The 14731-nt window shown below is 65.9% G+C and carries 12 protein-coding genes, 1 tRNA gene and 1 riboswitch; of the genes, 8 read left to right on the top strand and 5 right to left on the bottom strand.

Going from position 1 to position 14731, the window contains the following annotated elements:
* The first annotated feature begins 211 nt into the window (after nt 1-211).
* A tRNA-Thr gene (locus FNL14_RS11050) sits at nt 212-285 on the top strand.
* Between the two features lie 35 nt (nt 286-320).
* On the opposite strand, the gene FNL14_RS11045 is transcribed toward FNL14_RS11050, so the two are convergent.
* On the bottom strand, nt 321-1742 hold the full coding sequence (locus FNL14_RS11045; RefSeq protein WP_142059987.1) for an FAD-binding oxidoreductase: 1422 nt from the start codon (nt 1740-1742) through the stop codon (nt 321-323).
* Between the two features lie 191 nt (nt 1743-1933).
* Here FNL14_RS11045 and FNL14_RS11040 point away from each other — a divergent pair, with 191 nt between their 5' ends.
* The 3 genes from FNL14_RS11040 (at nt 1934) to FNL14_RS11030 (ending at nt 3365) form a co-directional block, all read left to right on the top strand.
* Nucleotides 1934-2137: a hypothetical protein gene (locus FNL14_RS11040; RefSeq protein ID WP_142059985.1), complete on the top strand. Its 204-nt coding sequence runs from the start codon at nt 1934-1936 to the stop codon at nt 2135-2137.
* A 92-nt stretch (nt 2138-2229) separates the two neighbouring features.
* Entirely contained in the window at nt 2230-2532 is a 303-nt protein-coding gene (locus FNL14_RS11035; protein WP_050056290.1) for a DUF4193 domain-containing protein, read from the top strand.
* A gap of 284 nt (nt 2533-2816) precedes the next feature.
* A complete protein-coding gene (locus FNL14_RS11030) occupies nt 2817-3365 on the top strand; it encodes a hypothetical protein (protein ID WP_091417178.1) in 549 nt (182 codons plus the stop codon).
* Nucleotides 3366-3435: 70 nt separating this feature from the next.
* On the opposite strand, the gene FNL14_RS11025 is transcribed toward FNL14_RS11030, so the two are convergent.
* From FNL14_RS11025 to FNL14_RS11015, 3 genes are read right to left on the bottom strand one after another with little or no spacing between them, the layout of a single operon-like run.
* Nucleotides 3436-4989: an APC family permease gene (locus FNL14_RS11025; protein WP_142059983.1), complete on the bottom strand. Its 1554-nt coding sequence runs from the start codon at nt 4987-4989 to the stop codon at nt 3436-3438.
* Nucleotides 4986-6011, bottom strand: coding sequence for an agmatine/peptidylarginine deiminase (locus FNL14_RS11020; protein ID WP_142059997.1), 1026 nt, complete (start codon nt 6009-6011; stop codon nt 4986-4988). Before FNL14_RS11020 ends, FNL14_RS11025 begins: the two co-directional genes overlap by 4 nt.
* A 44-nt stretch (nt 6012-6055) precedes the next feature.
* On the bottom strand, nt 6056-7084 hold the full coding sequence (locus tag FNL14_RS11015; protein WP_142059981.1) for a nitrilase-related carbon-nitrogen hydrolase: 1029 nt from the start codon (nt 7082-7084) through the stop codon (nt 6056-6058).
* Nucleotides 7085-7300: 216 nt separating this feature from the next.
* Between FNL14_RS11015 and FNL14_RS11010 the strand changes: the two genes are divergently transcribed.
* On the top strand, nt 7301-7780 hold the full coding sequence (locus tag FNL14_RS11010) for a Dps family protein (RefSeq protein WP_091417183.1): 480 nt from the start codon (nt 7301-7303) through the stop codon (nt 7778-7780).
* 98 nt (nt 7781-7878) lie between these two features.
* Here the strand turns inward: FNL14_RS11010 and FNL14_RS11005 are convergent, their stop codons facing one another.
* Complete coding sequence (locus FNL14_RS11005) at nt 7879-9459, bottom strand: MFS transporter (protein ID WP_142059979.1); 1581 nt, start codon at nt 9457-9459, stop codon at nt 7879-7881.
* A 66-nt stretch (nt 9460-9525) separates the two neighbouring features.
* Here FNL14_RS11005 and FNL14_RS11000 point away from each other — a divergent pair, with 66 nt between their 5' ends.
* From FNL14_RS11000 to gcvT, 3 genes are all read left to right on the top strand, one after another.
* Complete coding sequence (locus tag FNL14_RS11000) at nt 9526-10065, top strand: TetR/AcrR family transcriptional regulator (RefSeq protein ID WP_091417920.1); 540 nt, start codon at nt 9526-9528, stop codon at nt 10063-10065.
* A 94-nt stretch (nt 10066-10159) separates the two neighbouring features.
* A riboswitch (glycine riboswitch) is annotated at nt 10160-10258 on the top strand.
* Nucleotides 10259-10435: 177 nt separating this feature from the next.
* Nucleotides 10436-13393 carry an aminomethyl-transferring glycine dehydrogenase gene (gene gcvP / locus FNL14_RS10995; protein WP_255470791.1) on the top strand — a complete coding sequence of 986 codons (2958 nt, stop codon included), beginning with the start codon at nt 10436-10438 and terminating at the stop codon, nt 13391-13393.
* A 4-nt stretch (nt 13394-13397) separates the two neighbouring features.
* Nucleotides 13398-14546: a glycine cleavage system aminomethyltransferase GcvT gene (gene gcvT, locus FNL14_RS10990; protein ID WP_142059976.1), complete on the top strand. Its 1149-nt coding sequence runs from the start codon at nt 13398-13400 to the stop codon at nt 14544-14546.
* The last annotated feature ends 185 nt before the right edge of the window (nt 14547-14731 follow it).

Raw genomic sequence — 14731 nt, 5'->3', positions numbered from 1 at the left:
CGTGCTCAGGCCCTTGCAGTTTAGGCTCTTACTAAGCCAGTCCAACTTTCGGGGACCAGTTCAGATCTGTTCCGGAAGGTGGGCCCTTTTGTTGCCCCCTTTCCTGCAACCGGCGGTTCTGACGGCCTTGGACAAGCCCGGCATTTTTACCACCGGGAGGACTTGGGCTAACCTTATGTAGCGCCGTTGAGGCGCCCGCCCGCCAGGGCATGCCTCCTTAGCTCAGTTGGCCAGAGCACCGCTCTTGTAAAGCGGGGGTCGTCGGTTCGAATCCGACAGGGGGCTCTATTTTTTTGCCCGCTGCCGGCCGCGCCGGCCTGCTAGCCGCCCGATGGTGGAATGTTGTGGTTCAGGCGCAGGAGATTCTGCGGGTCATATCGGTCCTTGAGGGCCACGAGGCGCTGGTACTTGTCCTGTCCGTAGGCGCTGCGGGCGGCGTCCGGCGCCTGCACTCCCACTTCCGCTCCCAGGAAGTTGACGTATTCGCCCTGCTCCGCGAACGGCTGCATTGTGGAGTGGGCCTTGCGGGCGAACGCTGTCAACCGTTCGTCCTCGGCCGCGTCATGCCAGAACCCGTAAACGTTCAGCCAGTACCGCGCGGACCGGTTGGGGAACGCCGTGTCGTTTTCGGGCACGCGCCCGAACGCACCCTCCAGGTGATGGATATCGATGCCCGTTCCCTCCCAGGCCAGCTCGGAAGCGAAGCCCAGCACGGCGTCAACCACCTCCTCGTCCAGCCGCGAGAACGAGACGTTCTTCCAATAGCCGCGGGACCCCTTGGGGAAGACGGCGTCCATGGCGCTTTGCCATTCCGGCCACGACGTCGGTCCCACCTCCTCGCCGTCGGGCGGGGCAGCGGCGCGAAGCTGGTCCACCAGCCCCAGGCCGGCCTGCTGGTCCTCGGCGACCCAGGCGAATCCGATAGCCATCCAGGGCTGGCTGCCCATGCCGAATTCGGCGGGGAGCACCAGGAACGAGACGATCGAGTTCATGTCGTCCGGCAGTGCCCTGGTCCAGGCTTCGAAGGCGAGGAAGGCATTTCGCCAATGCTCCGGCCGGTAAAAGAGGTTGCCGCCCAGCGGTGCGGCCGGGAGGGCGAGGGCGCGGAACGTGAAGGAGGACACCACGCCGAAGTTCCCGCCGCCGCCACGCACTCCCCAGAACAACTCCGGGTTCTCTTCCGCGCTGGCGTGCACGTGCTCGCCGGCAGGGGTGACCACGTCCACGGAGTCCAGGTTGTCCAGGCTGAGCCCGCCGGTCCGGGTCAGCCAGCCTACGCCGCCGCCCAGGGTAAGTCCTGCCACTCCCGTTCCGCTGATAACCCCCAGGGGTACCGCAAGGCCTTGTGCGGCTGTGGCCCGGTCCACGTCCCCAAGGGTCGCTCCGGGCTCGACGACGACCCGCCTGCTTTGCGCATCGATCCGTACCTCCCGGAGGGCTCCCAGATCCAGGACCAGGCCGCCGTGGACCGTGCCGTGGCCGGCGATGTTGTGGCCGCCGCCGCGGACGGCCAGTGCGAGGCCGCTGCGGCGCGCACTGGCCAGGACCAGGTCAATATCGGAGACGGCTCCTGCCCTGGCGATGGCCCGCGGACGCAGATCGACCATGCCGTTCCACACCGCGCGGGCTTCGTCGTACAGGGGATCCTGCGGTTCGATCAACGATCCCTGCAGCTGCCCGCGCAACTTGTGCAGCGACTGCTGGACGTCCGGCTCCGGAAGGTTTTCATGAACTATGGCCATCGCTGATACTTCCAGATCAAAAGGCGGTAAGAATCCAGCAGGAATACCGATGCCGCGATTTTAGGATCGGCCTCTGGGCGGGTCAACAACTTCTTTTGCGGACTGCCTGTCGCCGTATTCGCGTGGGGGATTAATGTGCGTGAGACCGGGACGAAACGCACTCACAACAATGCCTGCGTAGCGTCGCCGGCATGACAACATCATTTCCCGCCCGTATCCGGGCCTGGCTTGCGGATGCCTTCTACTTTGACACCCCGGGACAGGCTGCCGATGCGATGGCCGATGCCACGAGATGGGGGTGGCTGCCGGCCCTGAGCGGTGTGGCGGCTGGGGCGGACCAGGTCCGTCGAACCCATTCAGAAACCATCCCGGAACCCCGTGAATTGTCTGCTTGAACACACTATTGCGCGGGTGAGGGCGTTATGACCTAAACTGCTTCACTGAGGTGCCTGAAATGGTGCTGTGCAGCAACGAAAGTGAACTCGCTATGGCTACCGATTACGATGCTCCACGCAAGCAGGAGGAAGAGTCTCCGGCCGATTCCCTGGAGGCCCTGCAGGCATCCCGCGGCGGCAACGCCCAGACCGCGGTGATCGACGTTGACGAAAACGACACGGCCGAGGGCATCGACCTGCCCGGCGCCGATCTTTCCAACGAGGAACTGACCGTCATCGTTGTTCCCGAGCAGTCGGACGAATTCACCTGCTCATCGTGTTTCCTGGTCCGTCACCGTTCCCAGGTGGCCCGCGAAAAGAACGGCATGAAGTATTGCCGCGAGTGCGAAGGCTAGAACCGCGACACACAACAGCGTAAAAACAGCGCCGGCCGCCCCTTGGGTGGCTGGCGCTGTTTCGTGGTTCCGGCACCGTTATCCGGCATAACGGCCGGGTCCAGAAACGGCACCGGAACGGTTAAGGAGAGCGGCAAAAGCCTGCGGGATTTACAGCGGCGTGATACGGATCCGGGGTTCCTTACGGTTGCACGCCGAAGCGGCCACAACCCTCGTTTCGGGCTCCCGGCACTCCTACGCTTGATCTATCCAACCGCACCACTTCCCTCTGGATGGCACCCACAATGAAGAAACTCCTCCTCTGGCTCACGGCGCTCCTCGCGGCCGCCGGGCTGGGAATCCTGGCACCGGGGCCCGCCTCGGCAGCCACCTCGTATTGCGGTCTCGCATGGGGATCCCTGGCCAAGACCGGGCCAGATTTGAGCACCGCCTCCGTCACCAACGTCCGGACCGGGCAGCATTACTGCTTCGACCGGATGGTGGTTGACCTCAATGGCCCCGTCAAGGGCTACACGGTCCGGTACGTCCCGGAGATCATCCAGGACGGCTCGGGCTTCACCATTCCGGTGCAGGGCAGGGCACGCCTGCAGGTCACCGTGAACGCACCTTCGTACGACCAGAAGGGCAACGTCACCTACGCTCCCGCCGCCAAGGCTGAGCTGTCCAACGTGTCCGGCTACCAGACCTTCCGGCAAGTGGTTTATGCCGGAAGCTTCGAAGGCTACACCAGCGTTGGCCTGGGCGTCCGTGCCCGGCTGCCCTACCGGGTCCTGACGCTGGACGGCCCCGGTTCCGGTTCCCGCCTGATCGTGGACGTCGCCCACTTCTGGTGATGGAAACAAAAAAGGTGCCGCACCCCGTTGATCCGGGTTGCGGCACCTTTTTGCGTACGCTTGGGTTTTCCTATTCCGGGACCACCAGGGCCGGGGTGTCCTGCTTCAGGGTCTCACCGCGGAAGAACCGGGGCCGCAGCCGGGACATCACCAGCATGAACACTGCGCCAAGGGCCAGGATGCCCACTCCGAGGACGAACACCAGGCCCACCCCGAACACTTCCGAGCCACTGCCGAACTCCGGTGCCACGCTGTCCACGGCCGTCTGGAAGAACACCACGAACAGGCCCACGCCACCCAGCACAGGGCAGAGGAACCGCAGCACGAAGTTGCGGAGGCTGCTGAAGACGCTGTTGCGGAAGTACCAGGCACAGGCGATCGCCGTCAGCCCGTAGTAGAAGCAGATCATCAGGCCCAGCGCCAGGATGGTGTCGTTCAGGACGTTTTCGCTGAGCACGTGCATCACTGCATAGAACCCCGCAGACAGGATGCCGGCGGCAACGGTGGCGTAGCCCGGCGTCGCAAACTTCCTGCTCACCCGGCTGAAGGGCTCCGGCAATGCCTCATAGTGGGCCATGGCCAGCAGGCTGCGCGACGGCGACATAAACGTGGACTGCAGCGACGCGGCGGAGCTGGACAGCACGGCGAGGGACATCAGGATGGCGAAGGGACCCATGATGGGGGAGGCCAGGGCCGTGAAGATGTTTTCGTGGTTTTCGGCGTTGTTCAGGCCGTTGCCGGTATCCCCGACGCCGGCGAACATCATGGTGGCGATGCTGACCAGGAGGTAGATGGCCAGGACGATGACGGCGGTCAGGGTGCCGGCCACGCCGGCGGTCTTCTTGCCGTTGGCCGTTTCCTCGTTGACGGTCAGGCAGACGTCCCAGCCCCAGTACACGAAGATTGACAGGGAGATGCCGGCGGCAATCTGGCCGAACGTCTCGATCTTCGTGACATCGAACCAGTCCCAGCTGAACGGGATGGCCGTTTCGGAGGTGGACCAGTTGGCGAAGGCCATGGCGACGAACAGTCCCAGGACCAGCAGCTGGAAGCCCACCAGGCTGTACTGCACCACCTTGGTGGTGTGCAGGCCGCGGTAGCTGACCCACACGGCCAGGGCTACGAACACAAAGCAGGTGAGTACGTTCAGCGGCTTGTTGTCAGCCAGGTCCGCCAGTTCCGGGGAACCCGTGAGCTGGGACAGGAAGAGGTAGAAGAAGTCGACGGCGACCCCGGCCAGGTTGGACAGCACAATGATGTTGGCTGCCAGAAGGCCCCAGCCGCCCATCCAGCCGATCCAGGGGCCGAAGGCTTTGGTCACCCAGGTGAAGGTTGTGCCGCTGTCCGGGGAGTCGGCATTGAGCTCCCGGTACGCCAGTGACACCAGGATCATGGGAATAAACCCGATGAGGAAGATGACGGGCAGCTGCAGACCGGCTTCGTTGACGGTGGGTCCCAGTGCGCTGGTGAGCGTGTATGCCGGGGCGATGGTGGAGATGCCCAGGACAACGACGGCGAGGAGCCCCAGCTGCCCGCCCTTCAGGCCCTTAGGGGAGACTCCGGAGGGGGTTGCCGGCTGTCCGGCTCCGCCGGCGGAGGCACCGGTGCGGATGGTTTCTGTCATAACACCACTTTCTGGGAGGCAGCAGGCTGCTGTTGGGTGATGCAGTGGATCCCCCCGCCGCGGGCAAAAAGCTCACGTGCGTCGATGGCGACAATACGCCGTCCGGGGTAGGCCTCTGCCAGGATCTGCAGGGCCTTGTCGTCCTGGGGGTCGTTGAAGCTGCAGGCGATGACGCCGCCGTTGACCACCACGTGGTTGATGTAGCTGTAGTCCACGAAACCGTCGTCGTCCCGCAGGGTTTCCGGGGCGGGGACTTCGATGATGTTCCACTGCCGGCCGGCGGCATCGGTGGTGCCCCGGAGGAAGTCGATGATTTCCCGGGAGACCTCGAAGTCCGGGTGTTCCGGGTTTTCCTGCGAGTGGACCAGCAGCGTCCCGGGGGAGGGGATGGCGGCCACGATGTCCACGTGGCCGCGGGTACCGAACCTCTCGGAGTCCCTGGTCAGGCCGCGCGGCAGCCACACAACATGCGTGGCACCGATGGTACGGGCCAGTTCCTGCTCGACGTCGGCCCGGTTGAGGCCGGGATTGCGGCCGGGATCCAGCTGCACGGTCTCCGTGACGAGCACTGTTCCCTGGCCGTCCACCTGGATGCCGCCGCCCTCATTGACCAGTGCTGACACGATGTGACGGGCGCCGGACCGGCCGGCCACCTCGCCGGCGATCAGGGCGTCCTTGTCCCACTGCGCCCAGTCCTGGCCGCCCCAGCCGTTGAATACCCAGTCCACGGCACCGAGCTGCCCGTCACCGTCCAGGACGAAGGTGGGGCCGATGTCCCGCATCCAGGCGTCATTGAGCGGGGCGGCTAGCACCTCGACGTCGGGGTGCAGGTACGCTGCGGCCGTTTCGGCGTCGTCGGGGTCCACCAGCATGGTGACCGGCTCGAACTCGACGGCGGCGTTCGCCACGGCTGCCCAGGTGGTCCTGGCCGCATGGGCGGCCTCAGTGGACTCGCCGAGCGTGTAGCCGCCGGCAGGGAATGCCATCCACAGCCGCTCCTGGCGGGCAGTCTCGGCAGGCATCCGCCACTGCGGAGAGGTGGCGGCGTCCAGGTGCGCGGCGGCGGTCACGAGCAGACCTCGGCGAAACCGCGCTCGCCGCCCAGGAGTTCATTCTGGCGGACCGGCTCGGTGAGGCGGCCATAGGTGTCCGGCCGGCGCGTTGCGAGGAACGGGAACAGGGTCAGCCAGTCCTTCCGCTGGTCCAGGTCCAGGTCCGCCACGAGCACAGCGGACTCATCCCGCGGAGCTTGGGCAAGGATGCGGCCGTAGGGGTCGGAGATGAAGGACGAACCGTAGAAGTTCAGGGTGCCTTCGCTGCCCCAGCGGTTCGGGGCGATCATAAACAGGCCGTTGGCGATGCCGTTGCCCACAATGACCTGCTGCCACAGCGGCTGGGTATCGAAATCGGGGTGGTCCGGTTCGGAGCCGATGGCGGTGGGGTACACCACGATGTCCGCCCCGCCCAGGGAGTACAGCCGGGCAACCTCGGGGAACCATTCGTCCCAGCAGGTGGGCATTCCCAGCTTCGCGCCGCCAAGTTCGGCGGGAGTGTGGACTTCGTAGGCGTCGGCGGCGGCCGGTCCCTGGCGGAAGAACTTGTCCTCGTAGTATCCGGCGGTGACGGGGATGTGGAGCTTGTGCGTCCTTGCCAGGAGCTCGCCGGCCGGGGAGACCAGGATGGCGGTGTTCAACCCCAGGCCGTCGTCCTGGCCGTCCGGGTTCTCCGCACGCTGGTACAGGGACGCGTGGACGGATACCCCGTGGCGGCGGGCAGCTTCGGCGGCGAAGCGGAAGGTGGGGCCGGTCAGCAGGTCCTCGGCGATGTCCGAGGGCCGGGTCCTGGTGGGTCCTTCGGAAGGGTCATTGTGCGGGCGGGTATCCGCGGGGTAGCGCGAAAGCGTCAGCTCGGGCAGGAAGACCACGGAGGCTCCCAGCCGGGCTGCCCGGCCAATCCCCTCGTCCAGTTCGGCTTCGAGGACGGCGCTGTCCGGGTGCCACCGGTGCTGGACCACGCCGACGCGCAGGGCGGGCCGGGCGGACTGCGTTGTCCGGGCCAGGGAAGCAGGTGCGCCAAGGCAGGAAATTTCAATCATGTTTGCTACTCCAGTGAGACGACGGTCACTAAATGAATGACGTTCATTTAGTATGCGGTGCGACCGCCGCAGATGCAAGGGAAAATATGAATCACGTTCTTTTATGTCACCCAAGGCAGGGTTAGTAAGCTCACTGAGAAATTGCAGCAGGGGTTACCGCCTGCGGTATGGCGGGCTGATAGCGTCGGGAATTACTGGACCAATCGAGGAGGACGCATGAAAGCTTCACCGACACTGACCAACAACCTTCAGGCTGTGCTCGTGGACCTGATTGAACTGCACATCCAGGGCAAGCAGGCCCACTGGAACATCGTGGGAACCAACTTCCGCGACCTCCACCTGCAGTTGGATGAAATCGTGGACGCCGCCCGCCAGTTCGCTGACGATGCGGCCGAGCGGATGCGCGCGCTGCACGCCCTGCCGGACGGGCGGAGCTCCACGGTGGCGGAATCCACCAGCCTTGCCCCCTTCCCTGAGGGGCTCATCAACACCAAGGATGCGATCGAGCGCATCGTGGCCGCCCTGGAGGCAGCCGTGGGCACCATGCGCAAGGTCCATGACGAAGTGGACGAGGAAGACCCCACGTCGGCCGACCTCCTGCACGAATTCATTGCCAAGCTCGAGCAGTTCGCATGGATGGTCAACGCCGAGACGATGAAGGCCACAGCCAGCGTTACGGCGCCCGACTCAAAGTAGCCCACCGCGGCTCACTAAGCATTCAGCGCCCGGTGCCGGACTTCGAAAGTCCGGCACCGGGCGCTGTTTTCTCTCGTCCGCCTGCCGGCATGCTGCCCTTAGCCGGCCTTGGGCACCTTCCGCAGGACGACGGCGGCAAGTACTGCCGCCGTCGCCATCAGTACCAGTCCGATCGCCGCGGTGACATGAACTCCTGAGTCGAAGGCGGCGCCGGCAGCCTGCCGCAGGGCGTCGGCCATCGGAGCGGGAAGCCCCGCCGCCAGTTCCATGGCTCCGGCAAGGGTCTGCCCGGCGTGTGCAGTGCCCTGACCGCTGGCGGCTTCGGCGATGCCGGCGGGCAGCCGCAGGTTGTGCTGGTAGGAGGCCGTGAGGATCGAGCCCAGCACCGCCGTGCCGAGCAGCGCACCAACTTCGTATCCGGTTTCGGAAATGGCCGACGCGGCTCCGGACTTCTCCGCCGGAACACTGCCGAGGATGAGGTCGTTGGAGATGGTCTCCGCCGTCCCCACGCCCAGTGCCAGGACCAGCAGGGCTGCCAGCAGGAGCGCCGGTCCGTTCTCGTGGCTGCCGAATGCCACCATGCTGTACCCGGCAGCGCTCATGGCGAGACCGGCGCCCACCACGAAGCCAGGGCGGATCTTCCGGACCAGGGGCACCACCGCGAGGCCCGCCACCACGGTGGCCACCAGGGCCGGAATCATGGCCACTCCTGCGGCCGAGGGGGACATGCCTTCAAGGAGTTGAAGGTGCTGGGCCAGGAAGAGGATAAAGCCGTTGAAGGAGAACAGGGCCAGGATGTTCGCTGTGATGGCCATGCTGAATACCCGGTTCCGGAAGAGGGACATGTCCAGCAGGGGGCTGTCCAGCCGCTGTTGACGGCGGACAAAGGCGGCGCCCATGGCCAGCCCGAAGGCGATGCTTCCCAGGGCCACAGGGTTTGGTCCTTCGGTGGCGTACTCCTTGATGCCGTAGACCACCGGCACCATGGTCAGCAGCGAAAGCAGGATGCTCGGCGCATCCACCCTGCCCGGGTTGGGGTCGCGGGACTCCGGAATAAACGCCGGGCCAAATGCCAGCAGCGGAAGCATGATGGGTACTGCCACCAGGAGGACTGCTCCCCACCAGAACTGTTCCACCAGCCAGCCGCCGAAGATCGGCCCCAGGGCGGCACCGCCGGAAAACCCGGCGGCCCAGATGGCGATGGCCAGTCGGCGGCGGTTGGGGTCCGGGAAGATGTTGCGGATCAGCGACAGCGTGGAGGGCATCAGCATCGCTCCGAAGAACCCGAGCGCGGCGCGGCCTGCGATCAGCCAGCCGGCGCTGGGAGCGAAAGCCGTTGCGGCTGACACTGCGGCGAAGCCGATGCTGCCGATGATCAGCAGCCGGCGCCGCCCGATCCGGTCACCCAGGCTGCCCATGGCAACCAGCAGCCCGGCCAGCACGAGCGGGTAGGCATCCACGATCCACAGCAGTTCGACGCCGGAGGTGTCCAGTGCCCGCGCTATCGCGGGCAGCGCGAACGTCAGTGCCGTGTTGTCGACCGCGACGAGGAGGACCGGGAACATCAGCAGCGCCAGCGCGAGCCAGTCGCGCCCCGCCCTCCGGGGTGAAACAGGTGCCTGACCCGCTGTGGCGTTCAGGCGGGTGTGGTTTTGCTGCGATGCGGAGGAAGCGGTCATCGTTTAACTATACCGTCCGGACGGTACAGTTAAGAAACACGTTCCCGTCAATGCATGATTGGAACCATGGCCAGAAAACCCGTGGCGCGGGACGCAGTCCTCGATGCCTTTGAAGAACTCCTGATCGATGTGGGGGAGCGTGCCGCCACCCTGGACGCCGTGGCGAAGCGGGCAGGCGTCTCCAAGGGCGGGCTGCTGTACCACTTCCCCAACAAGGAAACGCTGATCGCGGCCACCCTTGAACGGCTGGACCGCCTGGCGGGGGAGGACCTTGACGCCATGGCGGCGGCACCGGAAGGGGCAGCTGCCTATTTCATCCGGTCATCGCTCTGGTCCGACACCCCCATGGACCGGTCCTTCGTCGCCGCTACGCGCCTGGCTGAAGTGGCCCACGAGGAAGCACGCCGCCGCTTCGCTGCGATCCAGCACCAGTGGCTGGAGCTCATCGGCAAGGATGTGGGCCCGGCCATGGCAAAAGCTGTCCTCTACATGGGGGACGGGCTGTACTTCAATGCCATGTGGGAGAGCGGGCCGTCCGGAAAGCCCGGAAGCCGGGAGGCGGATGTGAAGGAACTGCTGGCCGCCGTCGACCGGCTGCGGGGCTAGCCGTTCATTTGCCCGGGGGACGGCGGCGTAGGAGAATTGGTCCATGTGCCGGCCGTTCCGGCAGCCAGCAAAAACAACCTAATTGAATAGCCTTTGATCTGCGGCGGGAGAGTTCTGCCAGAAGGTACAAGCAGGCGCCGTAGGAGCAATACCTCCCCAGGAATCTCACAGGCCCATGTACCGCCGCGGCGAGGCACCTCTGGAAAGCAGCACGCTGTCCGCCCCGGGAAACCGTCCCGGTTCCTGGACTGCTGTGCTCACCGACGGTGCAAGCGGGACCGGCGCAAGCAGGGACCGCGGAAACTCTCAGGTCCAGTTACAGAGCGGGGAGGACCCGAATCGATGTGGCGTACCCTGCGCCGCCTTATGTATGGAGTTCCTCGTGACTGCTATTTCGGCCTCCGCCTCCCCAGCCTCCGCCATTCCAGCCTCCGCCAATCCCGCCACTGCTCCGGCTGCCACCTTCGTTGACCGGCATATCGGCGCCCGCCGCCAGGCCGACGTCGACACCATGCTTAAAGCCGTCGGCTACGACACCGTGGACGCACTGGTTGATACCGCCGTGCCCAAGGACATCCGCCAGGATTCGGCACTGGAACTGGCCGGCGCCCTGAGCGAAGTCGAGGCGCTCGCTGAGCTGCGGCGGCTGGCGGCGAAGAACAAGACCGCTGTGCAGATGATCGGCCAGGGCTACTACGACACCGTGACCCCGCCGGTGATCCGCCGCAACATCCTTGAGGGCCCGGCCTGGTACACCGCGTACACGCCCTACCAGCCCGAGATTTCCCAGGGCCGCCTCGAAGCACTGCTGAATTTCCAGTCCATGGTCGAGGACCTCGTGGGTCTGCCCATCGCCAACGCTTCCCTGCTGGACGAAGCCACCGCCGTCGCCGAGGCCGTGCTGATGATGCGCCGGGCCAACAAGAACGCAGCCGCCCGGGACGGCAAGACGGTGCTGGATGCGGACTGCCTGCCGCAGACTATCGCCATCGTCAAGGGCCGCGCCGAGGCGCTCGGCTTCGAGGTGGAAATCGCCGATCTTACGGCCGGCCTGCCTGAGGGCGACATCAACGGCGTTGTCCTCCAGCAGCCCGGCGCCTCCGGCCGGGTCTTTGACCACACCGCGGTCATCGCCGAGGCGAAGGAACGCGGAGCCCTGGTGACTGTTGCCGCCGACCTCCTGGCCCTCACCCTCATTACGCCTCCCGGCGAGCAGGGCGCCGACATCGCCGTCGGCTCAGCCCAGCGTTTTGGCGTCCCGCTGTTCTACGGCGGTCCGCACGCCGCATACATGGCGGTGCAGAAGGGCCTGGAACGCTCCATGCCCGGCCGCCTGGTGGGAGTTTCCAAGGACAACGCCGGAGTGCCCGCCTACCGTCTGGCCCTCCAGACCCGCGAGCAGCACATCCGCCGCGAGAAGGCCACCTCCAACATCTGCACCGCCCAGGCGCTGTTGGCGATCGTTGCCTCGATGTACGCGGTGTACCACGGCCCGGAGGGCCTGAAGGCGATCGCCCGGTCCGCGCACACCCACGCCAAGACCCTCGCAGCGTCCCTCAAAGCCGCCGGCTTCGACGTGCTGCACACCAGCTTCTTCGACACGGTGACGGTCTCCGTCCCCGGGAAGGCCGCGGGCATCGTCGCCGCCGCTGAGGCTGCGGGCATCAACCTGCGCAGCATCGACGCGGACAGGGTGGGCTTCTCAACCGATGAAACGACGACGGCGGCAATCGTCGACGGCGTCCTTGAAGCTTTTGGAGTGGCCGCCTTTGGCGCCGGGCCGGTTCAGACGACAGACGGTTTTGCCCTGGACGCCGCCGTCGAACGTTCCTCCGACTTCCTGCAGCACCCGGTGTTCAACACCCACCGCTCGGAGACCCAGCTGCTGCGCTACATCCGGAAGCTTTCTGACCGGGACCTGGCGCTGGACCGCACCATGATTCCGCTGGGCTCCTGCACCATGAAGTTGAACGCCACCGCCGAGATGGAAGCCATTTCCTGGCCCGAGTTCGCTTCAATCCACCCGTTCGCCCCGGACTCCCAGACCGAGGGCTGGCGCGAACTCATTGCGGACCTGGAAGCACAGCTGACCGAGATCACCGGGTATGACCAGGTATCCATCCAGCCGAACGCCGGGTCGCAGGGCGAGCTCGCCGGCCTGTTGGCGATCCGCGGGTACCACCACTCCCGGGGCGATCAGCAGCGCAACATCTGCCTGATCCCGGCTTCTGCCCACGGCACCAACGCCGCCTCCGCTGTGCTCGCGGGCATGAAGGTTGTTGTCGTCGCTACTGCTGCCGACGGCACCATCGATCACGCCGACCTGTACGCCAAGATCGAGGCACACAAGGACGCCCTGTCCTGCATCATGATCACCTACCCGTCCACCCACGGTGTGTACGACGCCGACGTCCGCGAAGTCTGCGACGCCATCCACGCGGCCGGCGGCCAGGTGTACATCGACGGTGCCAACCTCAACGCCCTGGTGGGCCTGGCCCAGCCGGGCAAGTTCGGCGGCGACGTCTCGCACCTGAACCTGCACAAGACGTTTTGCATCCCGCACGGCGGTGGGGGACCCGGCGTCGGACCTGTTGCTGCCAAGGCGCACCTGGCACCGTTTATGCCCGGCAACGCGGCCACCTGGACCGAAGGAAACGGCGTGCCGATCTCGGCGTCCAAGTACGGCTCCGCGGGCGTGCTGCCCATCTCCTGGGCCTACGTGAAGCTGATGGGCGGACAGGGGCTCACCGAAGCCACCAAGTCCGCGCTGCTGGCAGCAAACTACGTCGCCGCCCGGCTGAACGACTTCTTCCCGGTCCTGTACACCGGTGAAGGGGGACTGGTAGCCCACGAGTGCATCCTGGACCTGCGCGAGTTGACCGCCAAGACCGGCGTCACCGCGGAGGACGTGGCCAAGCGCCTCATCGACTACGGCTTCCACGCCCCCACCCTGGCCTTCCCCGTGGCGGGCACCCTCATGGTGGAGCCCACGGAATCCGAGGATCTTGGCGAGATTGACCGCTTCATCGAGGCCATGATCTCCATCCGCGCCGAAATCGACCAGGTGGCGAACGGCGAGTTCTCCGTGGCGGACAGCCCGCTGCGCAACGCCCCGCACACCGCGGCCGCCGCCATCAGCAGCAACTGGGAACGTGCCTACGCGCGCGAACAGGCGGTGTTCCCGGTGAAGTCGCTCAAGCAGGACAAGTACTTCCCGCCGGTGGGCCGCATCGACGGCGCGGCCGGCGACCGCAACCTGATCTGCTCCTGCCCGCCGCTTTCCGAGTTCGAGGATTCGACAAGCTCAACCACCGGCTCGGAAGGCTGACCGCATGAGCGAGAAGTACACCGCCCTTCATGAGGAGCACAAGAAGCTCGGTGCCTCCTTTACCGACTTCGGCGGCTGGCAGATGCCCCTGAAGTACAGCTCCGAGCTCGCCGAGCACCACGCCGTCCGCAAGAGTGCCGGGCTGTTCGACCTCTCCCACATGGGTGAGGTCTGGGTGACGGGGCCGGACGCCGCCGCCTTCCTGGACTACGCCCTGGTGGGAAAAATTTCGGCGATGCCCGTGGGCAAAGCCAAATACTCTTTGATCTGCAACGAGGACGGCGGCATCATCGACGACCTCATCACCTACCGGCGGCCACCGGCTGCTGACGGCACCGACGTCTTCCTGGTGGTCCCCAACGCCGGCAACGCCGCGGTGGTGGCCGCTGAACTGGCCAAGCGGGCTGCCGGGTTCGACGTGCAGGTGGACGACGCTTCCGATGCCACTTCGCTGATCGCGGTGCAGGGCCCCAAGGCGCAGGAACTGCTGCTCCGCCTGGTCCCAGCCGCGCAGCACAGCCTCGTGACGGACCTGAAGTACTACGCCGCCGTCGAAGTCCCGTTCCTGGTGGGCGGCGCAGGACTGGACCTGCTGCTCGCCCGGACCGGCTACACCGGCGAGGACGGTTTCGAGATCTTTGTGTCCAATGACGACGCCCCCGGGCTTTGGCAGGCGCTCGTCGCCATCGCCGACGACGGCGAGCTGACGCCCGCGGGCCTGGCTTCCCGCGACTCCCTCCGGCTCGAAGCGGGGATGCCCCTCTACGGCAACGAGCTGTCGCTGCAGGGCGACCCGTTCGCAGCAGGCCTGGGGCCCGTCGTCGCGTTGTCCAAGGAAGGTGACTTCGTGGGCAAGGCCGCCCTGGCAGCCAAGAAGGAAGCGGGCGCCGGTTCCACCACCGGGCGCAGGCTCGTCGGGCTCAAGGGATTGGGCCGCCGGGCCGGCCGCGCCCACTACCCGGTCCTCAAGGACGGCAACGTCGTCGGCGAAGTCACCTCCGGCCAGCCCTCGCCCACCCTCGGCTACCCCATCGCCATGGCATACGTCGACGTCGGGTTCACCCAGCCCGGCACGCCACTGCACATCGATCTGCGCGGCAAGGCAGAGCCCTTCGAAGTCGTCGACCTCCCGTTCTACAAGCGCTCCAAGTAGTTCTCCGGTCCGTGGTTGAGTCCGGTCCCGCCGGACCGGACTTTTCACGCGTGCTGCTCGTTCCTCGCTTTGACGCACGCTTTCGAAAAGCCCGGCTCCGCCGTGCCCTCGTGGTCAGGTCGCCGTCCCGGTGGTTGAGCTTGTCGAAACCTCAGGGCAGGCGACGACTAATCTCGGTGGATGAG

This window comes from Pseudarthrobacter sp. B4EP4b, assembly GCF_006680095.1.
Lineage (GTDB): Bacteria > Actinomycetota > Actinomycetes > Actinomycetales > Micrococcaceae > Arthrobacter.
The sequence above is the reverse complement of the archived record's forward strand: the minus strand, read 5'-3'. Positions and strand labels throughout refer to the sequence as shown.

Bases quoted from the DNA above. Each gene is read 5' to 3' on its own strand.
- FNL14_RS11045 (WP_142059987.1), bottom strand. From the start codon at position 1,742: ATGGCCATAGTTCATGAAAACCTTCCGGAGCCGGACGTCCAGCAGTCG.
- FNL14_RS11015 (WP_142059981.1), bottom strand. From the start codon at position 7,084: ATGATTGAAATTTCCTGCCTTGGCGCACCTGCTTCCCTGGCCCGGACA.
- gcvT (WP_142059976.1), top strand. From the start codon at position 13,398: ATGAGCGAGAAGTACACCGCCCTTCATGAGGAGCACAAGAAGCTCGGT.
- FNL14_RS11000 (WP_091417920.1), top strand. From the start codon at position 9,526: ATGGCCAGAAAACCCGTGGCGCGGGACGCAGTCCTCGATGCCTTTGAA.
- FNL14_RS11010 (WP_091417183.1), top strand. From the start codon at position 7,301: ATGAAAGCTTCACCGACACTGACCAACAACCTTCAGGCTGTGCTCGTG.
- FNL14_RS11025 (WP_142059983.1), bottom strand. From the start codon at position 4,989: ATGACAGAAACCATCCGCACCGGTGCCTCCGCCGGCGGAGCCGGACAG.
- FNL14_RS11030 (WP_091417178.1), top strand. From the start codon at position 2,817: ATGAAGAAACTCCTCCTCTGGCTCACGGCGCTCCTCGCGGCCGCCGGG.
- FNL14_RS11005 (WP_142059979.1), bottom strand. From the start codon at position 9,459: ATGACCGCTTCCTCCGCATCGCAGCAAAACCACACCCGCCTGAACGCC.
- FNL14_RS11020 (WP_142059997.1), bottom strand. From the start codon at position 6,011: ATGCCTGCCGAGACTGCCCGCCAGGAGCGGCTGTGGATGGCATTCCCT.
- FNL14_RS11040 (WP_142059985.1), top strand. From the start codon at position 1,934: ATGACAACATCATTTCCCGCCCGTATCCGGGCCTGGCTTGCGGATGCC.
- FNL14_RS11035 (WP_050056290.1), top strand. From the start codon at position 2,230: ATGGCTACCGATTACGATGCTCCACGCAAGCAGGAGGAAGAGTCTCCG.
- gcvP (WP_255470791.1), top strand. From the start codon at position 10,436: ATGGAGTTCCTCGTGACTGCTATTTCGGCCTCCGCCTCCCCAGCCTCC.